This window comes from Brasilonema bromeliae SPC951 (genome assembly GCF_012912135.1).
GTDB classification, from domain to species: domain Bacteria; phylum Cyanobacteriota; class Cyanobacteriia; order Cyanobacteriales; family Nostocaceae; genus Brasilonema; species Brasilonema bromeliae.
The window spans coordinates 868-1665 of record NZ_QMEB01000415.1 but is presented as its reverse complement, the minus strand read 5'-3'; the positions used below and the strand labels follow the sequence as shown (position 1 = coordinate 1665).

Here is a 798-nt window from a genome sequence, read left to right as displayed (position 1 = left end):
GTGACACAGGAGGTCGCGGCGGCGAAGGCTGTGCCGGAACTGGCGGACTTCGCCACGCGGCTCGAAAAGGCGCTGGGCGATCTTCAGGCGTCGACCATGTGGCTGATGCAGAACGGCCTGACCAATCCCGACAATGCCGGTGCGGCGTCGGTGCCGTACATGCATTTGATGGGCATCGTCGCGGTTGGCCTGATGTGGCTGCGCATGGCGACGGCGGCGCAGAAGCTGCTGGCGGCGGGAGAGGGCGATGCCGCATTCCTCAACGCCAAGCTGATGACGGCACGGTTCTATGCCGAGCGGATCATGCCTGACACGGGCGCGCTTCGCCGCAAGCTCGAAGGCGGCGCGGAGAGCCTGATGGCGCTGCCAGTGGAGGCGTTTGATGTTGCCTAACCGTCCTTGTCCGCAGGGCTGAGCTTGTCGAAGCCTGGTCCGCGCGGGGCATTGCGCATAAGGCGACGGCCCTTCGACGAGCTCAGGGGCTGCGGATAATGGGTTAAACCGCCCGCAACGCCTCATCGAGCACGGACATCGATGCATAGTGCGTCAGATCCAGGTGCAACGGCGTCACCGTCACATAGCCTTCGACGATCGCCTCGAGGTCGGTCGCATGGCCCGGCGTCTGCTCGCTGCCGCCAAGCCCGAACCAGTAATAGGGATAACCGCGCGGGTCCGTACCCTTCACGATCTTGGAGCGACCGTAATCGTGGAAACCCTGTTCGACGACCTTCACCCCGCGCACGTTTTCTGGCGCGAGGGCCGGGAAGTTGACGTTGATCAGGGTCCGCGGCGGCATCG

Annotated in this window: 2 protein-coding genes; one reads left to right on the top strand and one right to left on the bottom strand. The window is 64.7% G+C overall.

Annotated features, from left to right (window positions below):
• A partial coding sequence (locus tag DP116_RS30975; protein ID WP_169158240.1) for an acyl-CoA dehydrogenase C-terminal domain-containing protein occupies nt 1-393 on the top strand: 393 nt, incomplete at its 5' end.
• 103 nt (nt 394-496) lie between these two features.
• On the opposite strand, the gene DP116_RS30970 is transcribed toward DP116_RS30975, so the two are convergent.
• On the bottom strand, nt 497-798 hold a 302-nt coding region (locus DP116_RS30970; protein ID WP_339381413.1), incomplete at its 5' end, for a SurE domain-containing protein.